Genomic DNA, 21,725 nt, shown 5'->3' with positions numbered 1-21,725 from the left:
TTTAATTAAGCTGTGTAGGTTTGGACCAAGGAGGTTATTCAAATGACAGAGGAAATGAATCAAATTGATGTTCAAGTGCCAGAGGTTGGAGATGTAGTTAAAGGGATTGTGACAAAGGTAGAGGACAAACATGTGGATGTTGAAATTATCAATGTCAAACAGTCTGGCATTATTCCAATCAGTGAATTATCAAGTCTTCATGTAGAGAAAGCATCGGATGTTGTTAAAGTAGACGACGAGCTTGACCTGAAAGTAACAAAAGTGGAAGACGATGCTTTGATTTTATCTAAACGTGCTGTTGATGCAGACCGCGCTTGGGAAGACCTTGAGAAAAAGTTTGAAACAAAAGAAGTGTTTGAAGCTGAAGTGAAAGATGTCGTGAAAGGCGGCCTTGTCGTTGATATCGGCGTTCGCGGTTTTATTCCAGCATCACTTGTGGAAGCGCATTTCGTTGAAGATTTCACTGACTATAAAGGAAAAACACTGTCTCTGCTCGTTGTAGAGCTTGACCGTGACAAAAACCGTGTCATCCTTTCACACCGTGCTGTTGTTGAAAGTGAACAAGCAAATAAAAAACAAGAACTTCTTCAGTCTCTTGAAGTTGGAAGTGTACTTGATGGCAAAGTGCAGCGCCTGACTGATTTTGGCGCATTTGTTGATATCGGCGGTATCGACGGACTTGTACACATTTCACAGCTCTCACACTCCCATGTAGAGAAGCCGTCTGATGTTGTTGAAGAGGGACAAGAAGTAAAAGTAAAAGTATTATCGGTAGACCGTGATAATGAACGTATTTCTTTGTCTATCAAAGATACACTTCCTGGACCGTGGAGCCAAATCGGCGAGAAAGTGAAGCCTGGCGATGTGCTTGAAGGAACTGTGCAGCGACTTGTCAGCTTCGGTGCCTTTGTTGAAATCCTTCCAGGTGTTGAAGGTCTCGTTCATATTTCTCAAATTTCCAATAAACACATCGGCACGCCGCATGAAGTTCTTGAAGAAGGACAGACTGTAAAAGTGAAGGTTCTTGATGTGAATGAAAATGAGGAGCGCATTTCATTAAGCATGCGTGAACTTGAAGAAGCACCTAAAGCCGATCAAGAGGATTACCGTCAATATCAGGCGAAGGAAGAAACAAGCACTGGCTTCCAGCTTGGAGACCTGATCGGAGATAAGCTGAATAAACTAAAATAATTGGTGATAAACGTGACTCGAGCAGAACGGAAAAGACAACACATCAATCATGCCCTGTCCACCGGCCAAAAGCGTGAAACAGGTCTTGATGATATTACGTTTGTTCATGTCAGTCTGCCCGATCTTGCATTAGAACAAGTAGATATTTCCACAAAAATCGGCGAACTTTCAAGCAGTTCGCCGATTTTTATCAATGCAATGACTGGCGGCGGCGGACAACTTACATATGAAATTAATAAATCTCTTGCACGAGCGGCTCGTCAAGCTGGAATACCTCTTGCTGTCGGATCACAGATGTCAGCATTAAAAGATCCCTCAGAGCGTGTTTCGTATGAAATCGTTCGAAAGGAAAACCCAAACGGACTGATTTTTGCCAATCTGGGAAGCGAGGCGACAGCTGATCAGGCAAAGGAAGCAGTTGATATGATTAAAGCAGATGCGCTGCAGATTCACTTGAATGTGATTCAGGAAATTGTGATGCCTGAAGGGGACAGAAGCTTTAGCGGCGCACTGGACCGCATTGAGCAAATTTGCAGCCAGGTCAGTGTGCCAGTCATTGTGAAAGAAGTCGGCTTTGGCATGAGCAAAGAATCAGCAGGGAAGCTGTATGAAGCTGGTGCTGCAGCTGTTGATATTGGCGGCTACGGGGGGACGAATTTTTCGAAAATCGAAAATCTCCGAAGACAGCGGGAAATCTCCTTTTTTAACTCGTGGGGTATTTCGACAGCTGCAAGTTTGGCGGAAATTCGCTCTGCGTTTCCCGCAAATACAATGATTGCCTCCGGCGGCCTGCAGGATGCGCTTGATGTGGCAAAGGCAATTGCGCTAGGGGCCTCTTGCACCGGAATGGCAGGACACTTTTTAAAGGCGCTGACAAATAGCGGTGAGGAAGGACTGCTTGAGGAGATTCAGCTGATCCTTGAGGAGTTAAAGATGATTATGACCGTGCTGGGCGCCAGAACGATTGCTGATTTGCAAAAGGCGCCTCTTGTGATTAAAGGTGAAACCCATCACTGGCTCACAGAGAGAGGGATCGATACGTCCAGCTATAGTGTGAGATAAATGATAAAAGCCCAAAACCTAATGAGTTTTGGGCTTTTTGTATTATGATTTCCGCTTTTTAAATCTTCCGTTTTGTTCAAGGCTTGTCGCTCCGTCATAGTGAATGGACTGGTCCCGGTCTGATTCGACTCTGCCCGAAGCTTTGAGTTTTTTCTCCTGTCTGTCTTTTCCCATGATCATACTCCTTAATGTTGAGATGGATTGTTTAAAAAATGCGCCTGAACTCCATACTGGGAGTAGGAGGAAGCAAAATGGAACAATTTTATTACTATTGGTCAATGTGGTTTCTGTGGGTTCTGACAACCTTTATTTTTGCGAAGACGAAAAGACGATTTGCCGTCTCTGTCTTTATTTTAACTAATATTATTTTAAGCATACATGACATCACTTTATATTTTTCCCTGAATGCTGCTTATATGATGTTTTTCGTCTGCGGGTGTATCTATGCCGGGTATTTGGGAATGTATCGTTTTCGTTATCTCATGGTCTATTTGACGCTTGTTGCCGGATATGCGTTTGTTTATCTTTTTGCATTATATGATCCGGTTTGGTTCATCATAAAACCTGAGTGGGCTTCCGTTATTTTAATAGTGCTTTTGGCAGCTTCAGTTGAAAGGGATTTCGAGAAGCAGCTTGCCTTATTTGTCCTAGGGATGTGCCAAGGTGAACTAGTGTATTCATTTGTGATTCAAAAGTTCGCCGGGGCTTTGGCTGTCGGCGGCTTTCAATGGCTGAATGCGTGTTCTGCGGGCATGATATTGCTGTTTGGCATATCCAAATATGAACAGCTCGCAAGTCAGATTGGTCAAAAAAGCAAAAGATCAAACAAAGGAGCTACCAAAATGTCATGAGTGATTACATCTATCCGATTATTGCCGGGGTCATTGCCGGAGTCGCGACAAGGCTTTATATGCTCAAAACGGATTACCGCCAGTATCCGACCTATGTTCATGGGAAAGTGATTCACATCGCACTAGGGCTGATAGCTGCTGGGTTAGGGGCAATTATTATGCCGGCGCTTTTGCAGGAGGAATTTACGGCCATCACATTTTTAACGTTAGCAGCGACACAATTTAGAGATGTCCGAAACATGGAGCGGAACACGCTGACGCAAATGGATTCGTATGAACTTGTCTCAAGGGGAAGCACATATATTGAGGGAATTGCTATTGCGTTTGAAAGCAGAAATTATATCGTGATCTTTACAGCGCTTTTAACAACCTCTGCGTATGTGTTTTTATCCATTTGGGCTGCAGTCATAGCGGCTATTGTTTGTTTTTTGCTGGCAATGAAATTTATGTCGGGCAGTGTGCTGAAGGATATTGTAGACATCGAGTACATAAAGCCTCACTTTGACGGTCCGGGACTGTTTGTTGATAATATTTATATGATGAATATCGGGCTTCCGGAGAAACAAGAGCTGATTTTAAAGCATGGTATGGGGTTTATTTTAACGCCGAAAAACTTTAATTCAGCAGCGACGATCGCCAATTTAGGGCAGCGTCAGGCGATTTTATTTGATGTATCCAATGTGCTCGGGGTTTATCGGGATTCAGGCGAGCCGTCTTTGACACCCATCGCAAAACGTGATTTAAATGATGGGAGAGTGGCAGTCTTTGTACTGCCGCAAATTAACCACCCCGAAACGGCTGTTCAGATCATCAGCAATGTTCCAACCTTGGAAAACGCGATCAGAATGCCGACAGAATTTATCAAGAAACAGGATAAGGTGATAGGATGAGCGAATCTCTCACAAAAGTGATTTTGTCTGTGATCACGACGAACCGAAACCGGGCTGCGGGGGGAGCGCCTGTCTTTTTTTGCAATGACCAAAAGGAGATGGAGCTTTTCGCTAAAAATCTTGAGGCGATCCTTGATGGAATAGCGCATAGAATTGGAGATGACGTGTATTTGATCGTGAAACATTTCTAAGAATAGTTGTGATCCCAGTAAAAACTGATATAATAAATGAGTTAAGCCCTTCCTCTGAAGGGTTTCTTTTCATAAAAGTGAATGAAATGATTTTAATAACCGGTTGAAAATTTATGTAAAAATGAAAGCGGCTGGATCGAAAGGAAGGGTACTATGGGTAAACCTGTCGTAGCCATTGTCGGGAGACCAAATGTAGGAAAATCCACAATCTTTAACCGGATTGCGGGAGAAAGAATTTCAATAGTAGAAGATACCCCTGGAGTGACAAGGGATCGGATATACAGCTCGGCTGAATGGCTGAATTATGATTTTAATTTGATTGATACTGGCGGTATTGATATCGGTGATGAGCCGTTCTTAGCGCAAATTCGCCAGCAGGCTGAAATCGCCATGGATGAAGCGGACGTCATTATTTTTATGGTGAATGGCCGTGAAGGCGTAACAGCTGCTGATGAAGAAGTAGCAAAAATTTTGTACCGCACGAAAAAGCCTGTTGTTTTGGCAGTTAATAAACTGGATAACACAGAAATGAGAGCGAATGTTTATGATTTTTATTCGCTTGGCTTTGGCGAGCCGTATCCAATTTCGGGAACACACGGACTCGGACTGGGTGATTTACTGGATGCCGTTGCAGAGCATTTTAAAAACATTCCCGAAACGAAATATGATGAAGAAGTTGTTCAATTTTGCCTGATCGGACGCCCGAATGTCGGAAAGTCCTCACTTGTGAACGCGATGCTCGGCGAGGAACGCGTCATTGTGAGCAATGTGGCGGGAACGACAAGAGATGCTGTTGATACGGCATTTACGTACAACCAGCAGGAGTTTGTCATTGTCGATACTGCCGGTATGCGAAAAAAAGGAAAAGTCTATGAAACGACTGAAAAGTACAGTGTGCTGCGGGCTCTGAAAGCAATTGACCGCTCTGAAGTCGTCGCGGTTGTGCTGGATGGCGAAGAAGGCATTATTGAACAGGACAAGCGTATCGCCGGTTATGCACACGAAGCGGGCAAGGCCGTCGTGATCGTCGTAAACAAATGGGATGCTGTTGACAAAGATGAAAGCACGATGAAAGAATTTGAAGAAAATATCCGTGATCATTTTCAATTTCTTGATTATGCGCCAATCCTATTCATGTCAGCCTTAACGACAAAGCGGATTCATACGCTCATGCCTGCGATTATCAAAGCAAGCGAAAACCATTCGCTTCGAGTTCAAACGAATGTCTTGAATGATGTCATTATGGATGCTGTGGCAATGAACCCGACGCCGACTCATAACGGTTCCCGCTTGAAGATTTATTACGCAACTCAAGTGTCGGTGAAGCCGCCGAGTTTCGTTGTGTTTGTAAACGATCCGGAATTGATGCATTTTTCGTACGAACGCTTTTTGGAAAACCGAATCAGAGATGCGTTCGGTTTTGAGGGGACACCAATCAAAATATTTGCAAGAGCTAGAAAATAAAAAGGTGTGAAGCAAATATGAAAAGAGTCACTATGCTCGGAGCGGGAAGCTGGGGGACGGCATTGGCTTTAGTGTTAGCCGATAATCATCACGATGTAACCATGTGGGGGCACCGTGCAGATCTGATTCATCAAATCAATGATCAGCATGAAAATAAGGATTATTTGCCGAACGTCAAGCTTCCAGAATCATTAGAGGCAACAACGGATATAGGGAAAGCTGTTTCGGACGCAGATTTCATAATCGTTGCGGTTCCGACAAAAGCGATTCGGGAAGTGTTGAGACAGGCTGTGCCTTTTATAACGAAAAAGGCAGTCTTTGTTCATGTCAGCAAGGGCATAGAGCCGGATTCACTCCTGCGCATTTCTGAGATTATGGAAATTGAGCTCCCTGGCGATGTCAGAAAAGATATTGTTGTCCTTTCCGGACCAAGCCATGCGGAAGAAGTGGGACTACGGCATCCGACGACAGTTACTGCATCTTCAAAGAGCATGCGGGCAGCAGAAGAGGTGCAGGATTTATTTATTAATCACAATTTCCGGGTTTACACAAACCCTGACGTTATCGGAGTTGAAATCGGGGGGGCTTTAAAAAATATTATTGCCCTCGCCGCAGGAATCACAGACGGTTTAGGGTATGGTGACAATGCCAAAGCTGCTTTGATTACTCGCGGACTTGCCGAAATCGCGAGACTTGGAACGAAAATGGGCGGGAATCCCCTGACGTTTTCTGGATTGACAGGAGTAGGCGATCTGATTGTGACGTGCACAAGTGTTCATTCCAGAAACTGGCGTGCCGGCAATTTGCTCGGAAAAGGGTACAAGCTTGAAGACGTTCTTGAAGAGATGGGAATGGTAGTCGAAGGCGTCCGCACGACAAAAGCGGCTTACCAGCTTTCGAAGAAATATGATGTGAAAATGCCGATTACAGAAGCACTCCATCAAGTACTATTTAACGGACAAAAAGTGGAAACTGCTGTTGAATCTTTAATGGCAAGAGGGAAAACCCACGAGATGGAGGATCTTGTCAATACGTTTGAAAATCAAGTGAAGTAAAAGTGTCAATCGTATAGGAGATCGCATATCTTATTTGAACGAAAGCCCGAAAAACAGAAGGACACCCAGGTCTTGGGATATCCTGAAACATTTTGCCGATTTAGGCAATAGAGGATGCATCTGTATGCCAAGTCGCATACTATAGCATCGAAGTCCAAGAGAGTGTTTCTTAAACGTGCAGGTGAATATAGTCAAGTTGACTGAAGCGAAGGTCCCCCTCTTTGCTTCAGTTTTTTTGTTCTATCAAAGGATGGAAAATCTGGTTGATCTTTTCCCGGGCTGTATATTAAAATTAAAATATAACGCTTACATCATACATATTAGGGAGGCGCAGGTCATTGAGTCTGGCATTGATGAAAATGTGGTTTGCACTAGGGTCCATGGGTCTGATGTTTCTGGCTGTAGCTTCCATCTATTTAAGCCGTTTTAAGTGCCAAAACCGTTTTCTGAAGATTGCGGTTTCGTCATTCGCTTTCATGTGTATGCTCATATCTGGAATTATTGTGTTTGTCGTGGTATTCAGCGGCCCTGTCAATGAATAAAGCTGTAAAAGGAAGTGCTGTATGGGTAAACTGAAGTGCGCTATGATTTTTGCGGCAGTCGTGTTTTTATCAGGCTGTTTATATCCAAATGAGCGGAAAAGCAGTGTACATGCCATTCCTTATCAGGACCAGCTAAAGCAGGTCCAGTCTGCTGTTGATGAATTTCAAAAGGCAAATGGAGGGCTGCTTCCCATTCAAACAAAAGATATGTCGACACCGCTATATCAAAAGTATCCGATAGACTTTAACCGTTTAGCGCCGAGATATATGGCCGAACCTCCAAGCACGGCATATGAAAGCGGGGGAGACTATCAATACGTGCTTGTTGACGTAGAGAACGATCCAACTGTTAAATTGATTGATCTAAAGATGGCTGAAAAAATCCGCGACGTAAAAATGCGTGTCCAAATGTACCGCCAGGAGCATCAATATCCGCCTTACAAGGATGTGCTATCACGTGATTTATTTACACTTGATGAGAAGAAGCTGGGAGATGGAAGCTCTCTTACAGTGACAAGCCCAATCTCAGGGAATTCTCTGCCGCTTATGATTGACGGAGACGGAGAAATATATGCCGATTACCGGACTGAGCTGGCTTCTTGCCTCAAAAAAAGCAAAAAAACGTTTAAACCCGGGTCTGAAATCCAGGATATGATTTGGCAAGAAACCCCCTTTGTCCCCGCGTTTTCTGTGAAATATACGGTAAATGACAAACAGGAACCTGTTTTTTTAGAAAATGATATGAAATAGGAATGAACCTTTTTCCCGTGCATACAAATAGGGAGAAAGGTTTTTTTATACTTTAATAGATTGAGGATGGGAAATTTTCTAAAGTTGTCATATTGAAATAGGACAACGTCATACACATATAGTGTCCTGTGTTTGATTGAAAGAGCTTAATAAAATTGATAAGGATAGGAAGTCCGGGAGGGGATCACTTGGAAAAGGTCGATATTTTCAAGGATATCGCTGAACGAACAGGAGGCGATATATACTTAGGAGTCGTAGGTGCTGTCCGTACAGGAAAATCCACGTTCATTAAAAAATTTATGGAGCTTGTGGTGCTCCCGAATATCAGTAACGAAGCAGACCGGGCCCGTGCGCAGGATGAACTTCCGCAGAGCGCAGCCGGCAAGACGATTATGACTACCGAGCCTAAATTTGTTCCGAATCAGGCGATGTCTGTTCACGTGTCAGACGGACTCGATGTCAATATAAGATTAGTAGATTGTGTAGGTTACACAGTGCCCGGCGCAAAAGGATATGAAGATGAAAACGGGCCGCGGATGATCAACACGCCATGGTACGAAGAACCGATCCCATTTCATGAGGCTGCTGAAATCGGCACACGAAAAGTCATTCAAGAACACTCGACCATCGGAGTTGTCATTACGACTGACGGCACCATTGGAGATATCGCCAGAAGTGACTATATAGAGGCTGAAGAAAGAGTTATTGAAGAGCTGAAAGAGGTTGGCAAACCCTTTATTATGGTCATCAATTCAGTCAGGCCGTATCACCCGGAAACAGAAGCCATGCGTCAGGATTTAAGCGAAAAATATGATATCCCGGTATTGGCAATGAGCGTTGAAAGCATGCGGGAATCAGATGTGCTGAATGTGCTCAGAGAGGCCCTCTACGAGTTTCCAGTGCTTGAAGTGAATGTCAATCTCCCAAGCTGGGTAATGGTGCTGAAAGAAAACCATTGGCTGCGTGAAAGCTATCAGGAATCCGTAAAGGAAACTGTTAAGGATATTAAGCGTCTCCGGGATGTAGACAGGGTTGTCGGCCAATTCAGCGAGTTTGAGTTCATTGAAAGTGCGGGATTAGCCGGAATCGAGCTGGGCCAAGGGGTAGCTGAAATTGATTTGTATGCGCCGGACCAATTATATGATCAAATCCTGAAAGAAGTGGTTGGTGTTGAAATCAGAGGAAGAGACCATCTCCTTGAGCTCATGCAAGACTTTTCTCATGCGAAAACAGAATATGATCAAGTGTCCGATGCCTTAAAAATGGTCAAACAGACGGGATACGGCATTGCAGCGCCTGCTTTAGCTGATATGAGTCTCGATGAGCCGGAAATTATACGGCAGGGCTCACGATTCGGTGTGAGGCTGAAGGCTGTCGCTCCGTCGATCCATATGATTAAAGTAGACGTCGAAAGCGAATTCGCGCCGATTATCGGAACGGAAAAACAAAGCGAAGAGCTTGTACGCTATTTAATGCAGGACTTTGAGGATGATCCGCTCTCCATCTGGAACTCCGATATCTTCGGAAGATCACTGAGCTCAATTGTGAGAGAAGGGATTCAGGCAAAGCTGTCATTAATGCCTGAAAACGCACGGTACAAATTAAAAGAAACGTTAGAAAGAATTATAAACGAAGGTTCAGGCGGCTTAATCGCCATCATCCTGTAATACCGGAAGGCCTCTTTATTGAATGGGAGGTCTTTTTTCTTTTCTCTTAATAATGGAAAAGGATCAAGGAATAGGATGAAAAAAGGAAAAAAAGGAATATTTGTTCGATAAATCACGTTAAATCCTTGACGAGCAAGGGATTGACGCTTTAAAATGCTTGATATGGCTTTTTATATGTGTTACTCTACATACAGAAATTCTTCACTTTGTTGGACAAACATTCCTCAGAGTGCAGTTTTTCTTAAAAAGCCGTTTAATTGTCTTTCTCTTGCCTGCTCTGATTTTTTTCTGAGACAGGTTTAGAATCAGACTGAACTGTGAAGAAATGATAATAAACGAACTGAATGTATTCCTTTTGGGAGGAGGTGAAAGGCATGAACAAAACAGAACTTATCAATGCGGTTGCTGAAGCAAGCGAATTGTCTAAAAAGGACGCTACAAAAGCAGTTGACTCTGTTTTTGATACGATCTTAGATGCACTTAAAAACGGTGATAAAATCCAACTGATCGGTTTTGGTAACTTCGAGGTGCGCGAACGTTCTGCACGTAAAGGACGCAACCCTCAAACAGGTGAAGAAATCGAAATTCCAGCAAGCAAAGTACCTGCTTTCAAACCAGGTAAAGCGCTTAAAGATGCAGTTGCCGGAAAATAATTGTGAATATAGATCGTGTATGCATCTAGCTTACATACACTTTATTTCTTCACAGAAAAGCCCCTTTCTAAGGGGCTTTTCATATTTCCAAGAGCATGGGCTTCCTGACAGGGCATTCACTTTGCTTTTAGCGGGGCATGTGTGCTAGAATCGAAATTAAATGTATTCATTGGTGGAGGACATAGAACATGAAAGAAGTTAATAAAGAGCAAATCGAACAAGCTGTTCGTCAAATTTTAGAAGCGATCGGAGAAGACCCGAATAGAGAAGGGCTTCTTGATACTCCGAAAAGAGTCGCAAAGATGTACGCCGAAGTATTCTCCGGCTTAAATGAAGATCCAAAAGAACATTTCCAGACTATCTTCGGTGAAAACCATGAGGAGCTTGTTCTTGTAAAAGATATCGCGTTTCATTCTATGTGTGAGCATCACCTTGTTCCCTTTTATGGAAAAGCACACGTTGCATATATACCGCGAGGCGGAAAGGTCACAGGGCTCAGCAAACTGGCACGTGCCGTTGAAGCCGTTGCAAAGCGTCCGCAGCTTCAGGAACGCATCACGTCTACAATTGCGGAAAGCATCGTAGAAACGCTTGATCCGTACGGCGTAATGGTAGTGGTTGAAGCAGAACACATGTGCATGACGATGCGCGGTGTAAGAAAACCGGGTGCAAAAACTGTCACTTCAGCAGTCAGAGGCGTTTTCAAAGATGATGCTGCTGCCCGCGCTGAAGTATTGGAACATATTAAACGCCAGGACTAATAAAGATAGAGGGTGCTATAAATGAACCAAAAGCATTCAAGTGACTTTGTCGTCATTAAAGCGGTTGAGGACGGAGTGAATGTGATCGGCCTGACAAGAGGAACAGACACAAAGTTTCACCATTCCGAAAAACTCGACAAGGGAGAGGTAATCATCGCTCAGTTCACAGAGCATACTTCTGCCATTAAAGTCAGAGGAGAGGCACTCATCCAAACCGCATATGGAGAAATGAAAAGCGAAAAAAAATAAGCTGGCTGTCCCCGCTGTTAAAAGCAAATGTTCGCAAACAGCGGGAGGATACAGCCAATTTCTTTTTTTTATGCTATAATGATACCTGCGTAAGTGAATGAAAAAATAAAACTCATACATAGATTAAGAAATAAATGTGAATTTGGGGACAAGGGTGATATTTTTGCAAGACATCTACGGAACTTTAGCCAATCTGAACACGAAATTAAAACAAAAGCTGTCTCATCCTTATTTAGCGAAGCATATTTCTGCGCCAAAAATTGATGAGGATAAGCTTCTTCTTTTTCATGCTTTATTTGAAGAAGCTGACATAAAAAACAATGACAGAGAAAATTATATTGTAACAGCGATGCTTGTACAAAGCGCCCTTGATACCCATGATGAAGTGACGACAGCCAGAGTCATAAAACGAGACGAAAACAAAAACCGCCAATTGACTGTACTCGCAGGCGATTATTTCAGCGGGCTGTACTACTCTTTACTATCTGAAATGAAGGATATCTATATGATTCGGACGCTTGCTACAGCCATCAAAGAAATCAATGAACATAAAATTCGTCTATATGACCGTTCTTTCAAGGACGAACATGATTTTTTCGAAAGTGTCGGCATCGTTGAATCAGCTTTATTCCATCGGGTGGCGGAACACTTTAACCTCCCGCGCTGGAAAAAGCTGTCGAGTGATTTTTTTGTATTTAAGCGGCTGATGAACGGAAATGATACATTTCTGGATGTGATCGGCAGTTTTATACAGCTGGGAAAAACAAAAGAAGAGATATTAGAAGATTGTTTTAAAAAAGCGAAAAACAGCATTGAGTCACTTTTGCCTCTAAATTCACCTATTCAGCACATTTTATTAAACCGTCTGAAGACAATCAGCCAAGATCAAACCTATCATCAGAAAGTGGAAGAAGGGTAAACCATTATGCAAGAATCAAAAGAACAGCGCGTTCATGGAGTATTTGAAAAAATATCTAAAAACTACGACCAAATGAACTCTGTCATCAGTTTTCAGCAGCATAAAAAATGGCGCGAAAAAACGATGCGCATCATGGATGTAAAAGAAGGCGCCAAAGCGCTTGATGTCTGTTGCGGAACGGCTGACTGGACGATCGCTCTTGCAAAAGCAGCCGGGAAAAGCGGCGAGATCAAGGGCTTGGATTTCAGTGAAAATATGCTGAGTGTCGGACAGCAGAAAGTAAAAAACGGCGGATTCAGTCAAATTGAATTGCTGCACGGAAATGCGATGGAGCTTCCTTTTGAAGATGATACATTTGATTATGTCACGATTGGTTTCGGACTTCGCAATGTCCCTGATTACTTGACCGTATTGAAAGAGATGAGACGTGTGGTAAAGCCGGGCGGCCAAGTAGTATGCCTGGAAACGTCCCAGCCGGAAATGTTTGGGTTCAGACAGGCTTACTTTATGTACTTTAAGTATATTATGCCGTTTTTCGGGAAACTGTTTGCGAAGAGCTATAAAGAATATTCTTGGCTTCAAGAATCAGCCAGAGAATTCCCTGGAATGAAGGAATTGGCAGGCCTGTTTGAAGAGGCGGGCCTGAAAAATGTCAAATATCATTCGTTTACTGGCGGAGTCGCTGCCACGCATATCGGATGGAAATGAAAACACAGATGTTTGGGTGAATGATATGAAATTTAAAATGGCCTACTCTTTTTTAAATGACGATATTGATGTAATCGAAAGAGAACTTGAACAAACCGTACGTTCCGATTACCCGCTTTTAAGCGAGGCGGGTCTTCACCTGCTGCAGGCCGGAGGGAAACGTATTCGGCCCGTTTTCGTGCTGCTTTCCGGCATGTTTGGCGATTACGATATTAATAAGATTAAATATGTCGCCGTCACTCTGGAAATGATTCACATGGCATCTTTAGTTCATGATGATGTCATTGATGATGCGGAGCTTCGCAGAGGAAAGCCGACAATCAAAGCAAAATGGGATAATCGCATTGCGATGTACACAGGCGATTATATGCTTGCGGGATCTCTTGAAATGATGACGAGAATTAATGAACCGAAAGCCCATAGGATTTTGTCACAAACAATCGTTGAAGTTTGTCTGGGGGAAATCGAACAGATCAAAGACAAATACAACATGGAACAAAATCTCCGAACGTATCTCCGCCGCATCAAAAGAAAAACGGCTCTCCTGATCGCGGTCAGCTGCCAGCTCGGTGCCATTGCGTCCGGAGCTGATGAAAAGATTCATAAGGCGCTGTACTGGTTTGGGTATTACGTCGGCATGTCTTATCAAATCATCGATGATATCCTTGACTTTACTTCAACAGAAGAAGAGCTGGGCAAACCCGTTGGAGGAGATTTGCTTCAAGGGAATGTCACATTGCCAGTGCTGTATGCTCTGAAAAATCCAGCATTAAAGAATCAGCTTAAATTGATTAACAGCGAGACAACACAGGAACAACTTGAACCAATCATTGAGGAAATCAAAAAAACAGATGCGATTGAAGCTTCTATGGCAGTAAGCGAAATGTATCTGCAGAAAGCTTTCCAGAAATTAAACACGCTTCCGAGAGGGCGTGCACGTTCGTCTCTTGCGGCTATCGCAAAATATATCGGTAAAAGAAAATTTTAATTTTTGTAGATATTATTAAATTTCTCCGCCCCGGATTGATTAATTATCAGAAAGATGTTACGATTTCGGTGTGCAGTGTGAAAGCCTATACATACATAATGATGGGGTGGAGAATGTGATGGAAAAGACTTTTATCATGGTGAAACCAGACGGTGTCCAACGTCAGCTCATTGGGGATATTTTATCCAGATTCGAACGTAAGGGCTTACAATTAGCTGGTGCCAAGTTAATGAGAGTGACTGAACCAATGGCTGAGAAACATTACGCCGAACATCAAGGGAAGCCTTTCTTCGGAGAACTCGTTGAGTTTATTACTTCAGGACCTGTATTCGCAATGGTTTGGGAAGGCGAGAATGTCATAGAGGTAACGAGACAGCTGATCGGAAAGACCAATCCTAAAGAAGCTTTGCCTGGTACGATTCGGGGAGATTATGGCATGTTTGTCGGAAAAAACATCATCCACGGCTCTGATTCTCTCGAAAGTGCAGAACGCGAGATTAACATTTTCTTTAAGAATGAAGAATTAGTATCATATCAACAGCTCATGGCAGGCTGGATCTATTAATCTTTGTGAAAATAAGTAACAGAGCCGGCATCAAGTAACGCCGCCGGTTTTTGATTTATTTTGTAAAGGTTTACATTAAAGTGAATAAAGGGTTTAATGGCAGGTTGCATCAGACTTCTGTCTTTCCCGACGATCTAAAATCAGCTGCAAAGCTGATTTTTTTATTGAAACAATACAATTTACTGATAAAACAAGCTATACTAGGACAAAAAGACAGCGAGACTGGGAGAGTAGAGATGGATACATACAGCGTATTTACAACGAAATGGAAACAATTAACCGGAGTCGATTTGACATTATATAAAGAAGCGCAAATGAAAAGAAGACTGACGTCGCTTTATGAGAAAAAGGGGTTTCAAAGCTTTAAGGACTTTGCGGAGGCATTGGAAAAAGATCAAGTCCTCTTAAATGAAACATTGGACAGAATGACGATCAATGTTTCAGAATTTTATCGTAATTATAAAAGATGGGAAGTTCTGGAGACTGCTATTCTGCCGTTAATCAAGAACTCTAAGCCATTAAAGATATGGAGTGCCGCCTGCTCAACGGGTGAGGAGCCTTACACGCTTGCCATGCTTTTGGATCAGCAAAAAGGTCTTCCTGGCTTTCAGATCTTGGCGACTGATATTGATGAAAAAGCATTGGAGAAAGCGAAAAAAGGCGTCTATCAGGAGAGGTCTTTACAGGAAGTGCCTCCATCTGTGAAGGATCGTTATTTTAATCAAAACGAAAATAGAAATTATGAAGTAAAACCGGAAATCAAAAAGAATATTACATTCAAAAAGCACAATCTGCTGGCTGATCGTTATGAACAAGATTTTGACTTAATCGTGTGCCGCAATGTATTTATTTATTTTACAGAAAGCGCGAAGGAAGAGCTTTATTTAAAAATGGCACGAAGCTTGAAAAAGAATGGAGTTCTTTTTGTCGGCAGCACCGAGCAAATTTTCAATCCGGAGAAATTTGGTCTGGCTCCAGCCGATACATTCTTTTATCAAAAAAGATAGACTGACTTTTTGCTGAAAAATATGTTATAGTAGTTTTACTTAAAAGCGTTAATGCGATGAAGGGAGAAGAAGTCATGAGATATTTAACAGCCGGAGAATCACACGGCCCCCAACTGACAACCATTATTGAAGGTGTGCCTGCCGGGCTTTACATAACGGAGGAAGATATCAATTTTGAGCTTGCCAGACGCCAAAAAGGCCACGGCCGCGGGCGCCGCATGCAGATTGAAAAAGACCAGGCCAAAATTATGAGCGGGGTGCGCCATGCACGTACACTCGGTTCACCAATTGCTCTCGTAGTTGAAAATAACGATTGGAAGCATTGGACTAAAATCATGGGCGCCGCTCCGATTACAGAAGATGAAGAAAAGGAAATGAAGCGCCAAATCTCCAGACCAAGACCTGGGCACGCTGACTTAAACGGTGCGATTAAATATAATCACCGTGATATGAGAAATGTGCTTGAGCGCTCTTCAGCAAGGGAAACAACTGTCAGAGTGGCGGCAGGAGCTGTCGCTAAAAAGATTCTTTCTGAGCTTGGCATTAAGGTGGCAGGTCACGTATTGCAAATAGGCGCAGTTAAAGCTGAAAAAACAGAATATACGTCAATTGAAGACCTGCAGCGTGTAACGGAGGAGTCTCCAGTAAGATGCTACGATGAAGAAGCGGGCAAAAAAATGATGGCTGCCATCGATGAAGCGAAGGCAAACGGCGATTCCATCGGCGGAATTGTAGAAGTCGTTGTCGAGGGAATGCCGGTAGGCGTGGGCAGCTACGTCCATTATGACCGCAAGCTGGACAGCAAGCTTGCTGCTGCTGTGCTGTCAATTAACGCATTTAAAGGTGTGGAATTCGGCATCGGCTTTGAAGCAGCCGGAAGAAATGGAAGCGAAGTCCATGACGAGATCATTTGGGACGAGGAAAAGGGATATACCCGCGCTACAAACAGACTCGGAGGACTGGAAGGCGGCATGACGACAGGAATGCCGATTGTTGTTCGCGGAGTCATGAAGCCGATTCCGACTTTGTATAAACCGCTGAAAAGTGTGGATATTGAAACGAAAGAACCGTTTTCTGCCAGCATTGAACGTTCAGACAGCTGTGCCGTGCCTGCGGCAAGTGTAGTAGCTGAAGCGGCTGTCGCATGGGAAATTGCGAACGCAGTCGTTGAACAATTCGGCTTAGATCAAATCGACCGCATTAGAGAAAATGTGGAGAATATGAGAAAACTGTCGAGGGAATTTTAATGAAAACACTGGATGTTCAAACCGCTTCCTCGTCGTATCCTGTTTTTATCGGACAAGGCATCAGAAAAGAGGCTTGCGAACTATTAAACTCTCTAAACAGGCCTTTAACGCGGATTATGCTTGTCACGGATGAAGAGGTAGACCGCCTGTATGGTGATGAAATGCTTCATTTGCTGCAAGAAAAATGGCCTGTGAAAAAAGTGACGGTGCCGAGCGGAGAGCAGGCGAAGTCCATGGACATGTACACAAAACTGCAGAGTGAAGCGATTCGTTTTCATATGGATCGCTCCTCATGCATCATCGCGTTCGGTGGCGGTGTTGTAGGAGATCTTGCCGGTTTTGTGGCTGCCACTTTTATGCGTGGCATTGATTTCATCCAAATGCCTACAACGCTTTTGGCGCATGACAGCGCAGTCGGAGGAAAAGTAGCTGTGAACCATCCGCTCGGAAAAAATTTAATTGGTGCGTTTTATCAGCCGAAGGCCGTGCTCTACGATACAGACTTCCTGCGTTCTCTGCCCGAAAAAGAGCTTCGGTCCGGAATGGCAGAAGTGATTAAACACGCTTTTATCTATGACAGAGCGTTTCTGGAAGAGCTGCTGAATACCCGCTCACTGCGCGATATCACCAGTGATCAGCTGAATGACATGATTTTTAAAGGCATTGCAATTAAAGCGTCTGTCGTTCAGCAGGATGAAAAAGAAGCGGGGATCAGAGCTTACTTAAACTTCGGACATACGCTCGGTCATGCCGTTGAGGCGGAATATGGATACGGACAGATCACCCACGGTGATGCCGTGGCCCTCGGGATGCAGTTTGCTTTATATATAAGCGAAAAGACAGCGGGCTGTAAAATGGACAGGAAACGTTTGGTCAGCTGGCTAAAAAGTCTCGGCTATCCAAGTCGAATTAAAAAAGAGACGGAAACATCGGTTCTATTGGACCGTATGATGAATGATAAGAAAACCCGCGGCGGAAAGATTCAATTTATCGTGCTTAAAGAATTAGGAAAAGTTGCTGATCACACATTTTCCAGAAATGAACTTGAGAGCTGGCTGAACAAATGGCGATTGGAGGAGACATCATGATGATTCGCGGAATTCGCGGAGCAACTACAGTTGAAAGGGATACTGAAGAAGAAATTTTACAAAAAACAAAACAGCTGTTAGAGAAAATCATAGAAGAAAACAAAACAAAACCTGAAGATGTTGTTCAAATGCTTCTCTCGGCGACACCTGATTTGCACTCCGTTTTCCCGGCAAAAGCCGTTCGTGAGCTTTCAGGGTGGCAGTATGTGCCGGTAACCTGTATGCAGGAAATGGATGTAACCGGCGGCCTGAAAAAGTGCATCAGAGTGATGATGACTGTCCAAACTGATGTTCCTCAGGATCAGATCAGACATGTATACCTAGAAAAAGCCGTAGTATTAAGACCTGATTTATCATTGACAAAAAATACTGAATTGTAATACGATGAGAACAGCTTAGAAATACACAAGAGTGTGTATAAAGCGATTGAATGAGTTGAGTTAGAGAATAGGGTAGCAGAGAATGAGTGTAGTTGAGCTGAGACATGTATGTTTATTCTACCCAAAAGAAGCCTTTCTTTTGGGTTTATTTGTTATATAATGTTTTATCCTCTCATGCCATCTTCTCATTCTCCTTGCCATAAGGAGTGAGAGCAATGAATTTCCAATCCAACATTTCTGCGTTTTTACAGGACAGCTTGTCCTACCACACCATACCGATTGTGGAGACCTTCACAGTCGATACGATGACACCCATTCAAATGATAGAGAAGCTCGACAGGGAGATTACGTATCTTCTTGAAAGCAAGGATGATACATCCAATTGGTCAAGATATTCGTTTATCGGCCTAAATCCATTCCTTACGATTAAAGAAGAGCAGAGCCGTTTTACAGCTACAGATCAGGCTGGCAGATCTCTTTACACAGGAAATGAACTTAAAGAAGTTCTGAATTGGATGAATACCATGTACAACATCAAAACGCCAGAGCTAGACATTCCTTTTGTCGGCGGAGCTGTCGGGTACTTAAGCTATGATATGATCCCGCTGATTGAGCCTTCTGTTCCTCCGCATACAAAAGAAACAGGAATGGAAAAGTGTATGCTGTTTGTTTGCCGGACATTAATTGCGTACGATCATGAAACCAAAAACGTCCACTTTATCCAATATGCAAGGCTCAATGGACAGGAGACCGAAAACGAAAAAAACGATGTGTTTCATCAAAATCATCAAGAACTTCAAGATATCATTGAAAAAATGATGGGTCAAAAAAACATAAAAGAGTTGTTTCTCTCTGCTGATTCATATAAGACACCCAGCTTTGAGACAGTATCTTCTAATTATGAAAAATCCGCTTTTATGGCTGATGTAGAAAAAATCAAAGAATATATAAAAGCGGGCGATATCTTCCAAGGCGTTCTGTCACAAAAATTTGAGATCCCGATAAAATCAGATGCCTTTGAGTTATACCGAGTGCTTAGGATCGTCAATCCTTCTCCTTATATGTATTATATGAAACTCCAAGACAGAGAAATAGTCGGCAGTTCTCCGGAACGGTTAATTCACGTTAAGGACGGTCACTTGGAAATCCATCCAATTGCGGGTACGAGAAAACGAGGCGCAGACAAAGAGGAGGATGAAAAACTCAAAGTTGAGCTGATGAAGGATGAAAAAGAAAAAGCGGAGCACTACATGCTCGTTGATCTTGCCCGGAACGATATCGGCAGAGTAGCAGAGTATGGATCTGTTTCTGTGCCGGAGTTCACAAAAATTGTCTCCTTTTCGCATGTCATGCACATTATTTCGGTGGTTACAGGCCGATTGCAGGAAGGGGTTCATCCTGTCGATGCACTGATGTCCGCTTTCCCGGCGGGAACTTTAACAGGTGCTCCCAAAATCCGTGCCATGCAGCTTTTGCAAGAGCTCGAGCCAACACCGAGAGAGACATACGGCGGCTGTATCGCCTACATCGGATTTGACGGTAATATCGACTCTTGTATTACGATTCGCACGATGAGCGTAAAGGACGGTGTTGCATCGATACAGGCAGGTGCTGGAATTGTTGCGGATTCTGTTCCGGAAGCCGAATACGAAGAAAGCTGTAATAAAGCCGGTGCGCTGCTGAAAACGATTCATATTGCAGAAGACATGTTCCATAGCAAGGAGGATAAAGGCGATGAACAAATTTCTACAATTGTGCGTTGACGGAAAAACACTCACTGCCAGAGAGGCAGAAGCGCTGATGAATATGATGATGACAGCGGAAATGGCTCCTTCTGAAATGGGCGGTATATTGTCTATTCTTGCTCATCGGGGGGAGACGCCAGAAGAGCTTGCGGGCTTTGTGAAGGCGATGCGGGCGCGCGCTCTTACAGTAGATGGACTTCCTGATGTTGTAGATACATGCGGAACCGGAGGAGACGGTATTTCCACTTTTAATATCTCAACGGCATCTGCAATTGTTGCCTCAGCAGCCGGTGCGAAAATTGCTAAGCACGGCAATCGCTCTGTCTCTTCTAAAAGCGGAAGCGCTGATGTTTTAGAGGAGCTAGAGGTTCCAATTCAAACCACTCCCGAAAAGGTCAAAAGCAGCATTGAAACAAACAACATGGGATTTCTTTTTGCGCCGCTTTATCATTCGTCTATGAAACATGTAGCGGCTACTAGAAAGGAACTAGGCTTCAGAACGGTATTTAATCTGCTCGGACCGCTCAGCAATCCTTTGCAGGCGAAGCGTCAGGTGATCGGGGTCTATTCCGCTGAAAAAGCGGGACTGATGGCAAGCGCACTGGAAACGTTTCAGCCGAAGCATGTCCTGTTCGTATCCAGCCGCGACGGTTTAGATGAGCTTTCAATTACAGCACCAACTGATGTGATTGAATTAAAGGGCGGAGAGCGCAGGGAATACACCGTTTCACCCGAAGATTTCGGTTTTACAAATGGCAGAATTGAAGATTTACAAGTGCAGTCACCGAAAGAGAGTGCCTGTCTCATTCAGAATATTTTTGAAAATAAAAGCAGCAGTTCCGCTTTATCTATTACTGCTTTTAATGCAGGGGCTGCGATATACACGGCGGGGATAACCGCCTCACTGAAGGAAGGTACGGAGCTCGCGTTAGAGACGATTACAAGCGGAGGCGCTGCTGCGCAGCTTGAACGACTAAAGCAGAAAGAGGAAGAGATCTATGCTTGAAAATATCATCAAACAAAAGAAAGAAGAAGTAAAAACACTGGTACTGCCGGAAGAGCAGCCTTTCGAAAAACGTTCATTTAAAGAGGCACTGTCAAGTCCGAATCGGTTTATCGGATTGATTGCCGAAGTGAAGAAAGCGTCACCGTCAAAAGGGCTTATTAAAGAGGATTTTGTCCCTGTGCAGATTGCAAAAGACTATGAAACTGCGCAGGCAGATGCGCTTTCCGTTTTAACAGACACCCCGTTTTTTCAAGGGAAAAACAGCTATTTATCAGACGTGAAATGCGCTGTTTCGATCCCTGTACTCAGAAAAGATTTTATTATTGATTCTCTTCAAGTGGAGGAATCGAAAAGAATCGGAGCTGATGCCATATTGTTAATCGGCGAAGTGCTAGATCCCTTACATCTTCATGAATTATATCTTGAAGCAGGTGAAAAGGAGATGGACGTGTTAGTAGAGGTTCATGATCCAACAACGCTTGAACAAATTTTGAAAGTATTTACGCCTGCTATTCTCGGCATAAACAATCGAAACCTAAAAACATTTGAAACCTCTATCAAACAGACAGAACAAATCGCTTCTCTTGCTCCAAAAGAATCACTGCTTGTCAGCGAAAGCGGAATCGGTTCTTTAGAACATTTAACATTTGTCAAAGAACATGGAGCACGAGCTGTGCTTATCGGTGAATCATTGATGAGACAAACATCACAGCAAAAAGCAATCCATGCTTTGTTTGGAGAGTGAG

The 21,725-nt window shown here is 43.4% G+C and carries 25 protein-coding genes; 24 read left to right on the top strand and 1 reads right to left on the bottom strand.

All coding sequences use genetic code 11. The features are described from left to right. Positions 1-42: 42 nt before the first annotated feature. Entirely contained in the window at positions 43-1,191 is a 1,149-nt protein-coding gene (gene rpsA, locus M0696_RS11310; protein WP_003225495.1) for a 30S ribosomal protein S1, read from the top strand. A 12-nt stretch (positions 1,192-1,203) separates the two neighbouring features. Further along, a complete protein-coding gene (gene fni / locus M0696_RS11305; RefSeq protein ID WP_248601962.1) occupies positions 1,204-2,253 on the top strand; it encodes a type 2 isopentenyl-diphosphate Delta-isomerase in 1,050 nt (349 codons plus the stop codon). Between the two features lie 42 nt (positions 2,254-2,295). Here the strand turns inward: fni and M0696_RS11300 are convergent, their stop codons facing one another. After that, positions 2,296-2,427: a YpzI family protein gene (locus tag M0696_RS11300; protein ID WP_003225499.1), complete on the bottom strand. Its 132-nt coding sequence runs from the start codon at positions 2,425-2,427 to the stop codon at positions 2,296-2,298. 77 nt (positions 2,428-2,504) lie between these two features. Here M0696_RS11300 and M0696_RS11295 point away from each other — a divergent pair, with 77 nt between their 5' ends. The 22 genes from M0696_RS11295 to trpC all read left to right on the top strand — a co-directional run bounded on the left by M0696_RS11295 (position 2,505) and on the right by trpC (position 21,724). Beyond that, positions 2,505-3,104 carry a YphA family membrane protein gene (locus M0696_RS11295; RefSeq protein ID WP_166851298.1) on the top strand — a complete coding sequence of 200 codons (600 nt, stop codon included), beginning with the start codon at positions 2,505-2,507 and terminating at the stop codon, positions 3,102-3,104. Next, positions 3,101-3,994 carry a YIEGIA family protein gene (locus tag M0696_RS11290; protein WP_166851301.1) on the top strand — a complete coding sequence of 298 codons (894 nt, stop codon included), beginning with the start codon at positions 3,101-3,103 and terminating at the stop codon, positions 3,992-3,994. The genes M0696_RS11295 and M0696_RS11290 overlap by 4 nt, the downstream gene beginning before the upstream one ends. Next, positions 3,991-4,185: a capping complex subunit for YIEGIA gene (locus M0696_RS11285; protein WP_004398137.1), complete on the top strand. Its 195-nt coding sequence runs from the start codon at positions 3,991-3,993 to the stop codon at positions 4,183-4,185. Before M0696_RS11290 ends, M0696_RS11285 begins: the two co-directional genes overlap by 4 nt. Positions 4,186-4,338: 153 nt before the next feature. Further along, the gene (gene der / locus M0696_RS11280; RefSeq protein WP_166851303.1) at positions 4,339-5,649 is read left to right on the top strand and encodes a ribosome biogenesis GTPase Der; all 1,311 of its coding nucleotides are present in this window, start codon (positions 4,339-4,341) and stop codon (positions 5,647-5,649) included. A 17-nt stretch (positions 5,650-5,666) separates the two neighbouring features. After that, a complete protein-coding gene (locus tag M0696_RS11275) occupies positions 5,667-6,704 on the top strand; it encodes an NAD(P)H-dependent glycerol-3-phosphate dehydrogenase (RefSeq protein WP_222143078.1) in 1,038 nt (345 codons plus the stop codon). Between the two features lie 338 nt (positions 6,705-7,042). Continuing rightward, a complete protein-coding gene (locus tag M0696_RS11270) occupies positions 7,043-7,246 on the top strand; it encodes a DUF2768 domain-containing protein (protein WP_003225508.1) in 204 nt (67 codons plus the stop codon). 21 nt (positions 7,247-7,267) lie between these two features. Continuing rightward, positions 7,268-7,996: a hypothetical protein gene (locus M0696_RS11265; protein ID WP_248601961.1), complete on the top strand. Its 729-nt coding sequence runs from the start codon at positions 7,268-7,270 to the stop codon at positions 7,994-7,996. A gap of 188 nt (positions 7,997-8,184) precedes the next feature. Beyond that, positions 8,185-9,663, top strand: coding sequence for a stage IV sporulation protein A (gene spoIVA, locus M0696_RS11260; protein WP_222143076.1), 1,479 nt, complete (start codon positions 8,185-8,187; stop codon positions 9,661-9,663). 374 nt (positions 9,664-10,037) lie between these two features. After that, complete coding sequence (gene hbs / locus M0696_RS11255) at positions 10,038-10,316, top strand: non-specific DNA-binding protein Hbs (RefSeq protein WP_003153447.1); 279 nt, start codon at positions 10,038-10,040, stop codon at positions 10,314-10,316. Positions 10,317-10,504: 188 nt separating this feature from the next. Next, positions 10,505-11,077, top strand: a complete 573-nt coding sequence (gene folE, locus M0696_RS11250; protein ID WP_019714786.1) for a GTP cyclohydrolase I FolE — start codon at positions 10,505-10,507, stop codon at positions 11,075-11,077. A 21-nt stretch (positions 11,078-11,098) separates the two neighbouring features. Beyond that, on the top strand, positions 11,099-11,326 hold the full coding sequence (mtrB, locus tag M0696_RS11245) for a trp RNA-binding attenuation protein MtrB (protein WP_003230576.1): 228 nt from the start codon (positions 11,099-11,101) through the stop codon (positions 11,324-11,326). A gap of 163 nt (positions 11,327-11,489) precedes the next feature. Beyond that, the gene (gene hepS, locus M0696_RS11240) at positions 11,490-12,245 is read left to right on the top strand and encodes a heptaprenyl diphosphate synthase component 1 (protein ID WP_064812849.1); all 756 of its coding nucleotides are present in this window, start codon (positions 11,490-11,492) and stop codon (positions 12,243-12,245) included. 6 nt (positions 12,246-12,251) lie between these two features. Continuing rightward, positions 12,252-12,953 (top strand): demethylmenaquinone methyltransferase, encoded by a 702-nt coding sequence (gene menG, locus M0696_RS11235; RefSeq protein ID WP_166851315.1) that lies wholly within the window; start codon positions 12,252-12,254, stop codon positions 12,951-12,953. A gap of 25 nt (positions 12,954-12,978) precedes the next feature. Further along, entirely contained in the window at positions 12,979-13,941 is a 963-nt protein-coding gene (hepT, locus tag M0696_RS11230) for a heptaprenyl diphosphate synthase component II (protein WP_003246013.1), read from the top strand. A gap of 115 nt (positions 13,942-14,056) precedes the next feature. Next, positions 14,057-14,506 (top strand): nucleoside-diphosphate kinase, encoded by a 450-nt coding sequence (gene ndk / locus M0696_RS11225; RefSeq protein WP_079287909.1) that lies wholly within the window; start codon positions 14,057-14,059, stop codon positions 14,504-14,506. Between the two features lie 236 nt (positions 14,507-14,742). Next, positions 14,743-15,513 (top strand): protein-glutamate O-methyltransferase, encoded by a 771-nt coding sequence (gene cheR, locus M0696_RS11220; protein WP_222143074.1) that lies wholly within the window; start codon positions 14,743-14,745, stop codon positions 15,511-15,513. A 74-nt stretch (positions 15,514-15,587) separates the two neighbouring features. Beyond that, positions 15,588-16,760 carry a chorismate synthase gene (gene aroC, locus M0696_RS11215; RefSeq protein WP_222143073.1) on the top strand — a complete coding sequence of 391 codons (1,173 nt, stop codon included), beginning with the start codon at positions 15,588-15,590 and terminating at the stop codon, positions 16,758-16,760. Further along, complete coding sequence (gene aroB / locus M0696_RS11210; RefSeq protein ID WP_222143072.1) at positions 16,760-17,848, top strand: 3-dehydroquinate synthase; 1,089 nt, start codon at positions 16,760-16,762, stop codon at positions 17,846-17,848. The genes aroC and aroB overlap by 1 nt, the downstream gene beginning before the upstream one ends. Continuing rightward, on the top strand, positions 17,845-18,228 hold the full coding sequence (gene aroH, locus M0696_RS11205) for a chorismate mutase (RefSeq protein WP_019258756.1): 384 nt from the start codon (positions 17,845-17,847) through the stop codon (positions 18,226-18,228). Before aroB ends, aroH begins: the two co-directional genes overlap by 4 nt. Positions 18,229-18,443: 215 nt before the next feature. Beyond that, on the top strand, positions 18,444-19,991 hold the full coding sequence (gene trpE / locus M0696_RS11200; RefSeq protein WP_222143071.1) for an anthranilate synthase component I: 1,548 nt from the start codon (positions 18,444-18,446) through the stop codon (positions 19,989-19,991). Then, on the top strand, positions 19,963-20,979 hold the full coding sequence (trpD, locus tag M0696_RS11195; protein WP_222143070.1) for an anthranilate phosphoribosyltransferase: 1,017 nt from the start codon (positions 19,963-19,965) through the stop codon (positions 20,977-20,979). Before trpE ends, trpD begins: the two co-directional genes overlap by 29 nt. After that, positions 20,972-21,724 (top strand): indole-3-glycerol phosphate synthase TrpC, encoded by a 753-nt coding sequence (gene trpC / locus M0696_RS11190; protein ID WP_222143069.1) that lies wholly within the window; start codon positions 20,972-20,974, stop codon positions 21,722-21,724. Before trpD ends, trpC begins: the two co-directional genes overlap by 8 nt. Position 21,725: the final 1 nt, after the last annotated feature.

Source organism: Bacillus rugosus (assembly GCF_023238245.1).
Classification (GTDB): Bacteria; Bacillota; Bacilli; order Bacillales; family Bacillaceae; genus Bacillus; species Bacillus rugosus.
Note: the sequence above shows the minus strand (reverse complement) of the source record. Positions and strands in the feature narration are given on the sequence as shown.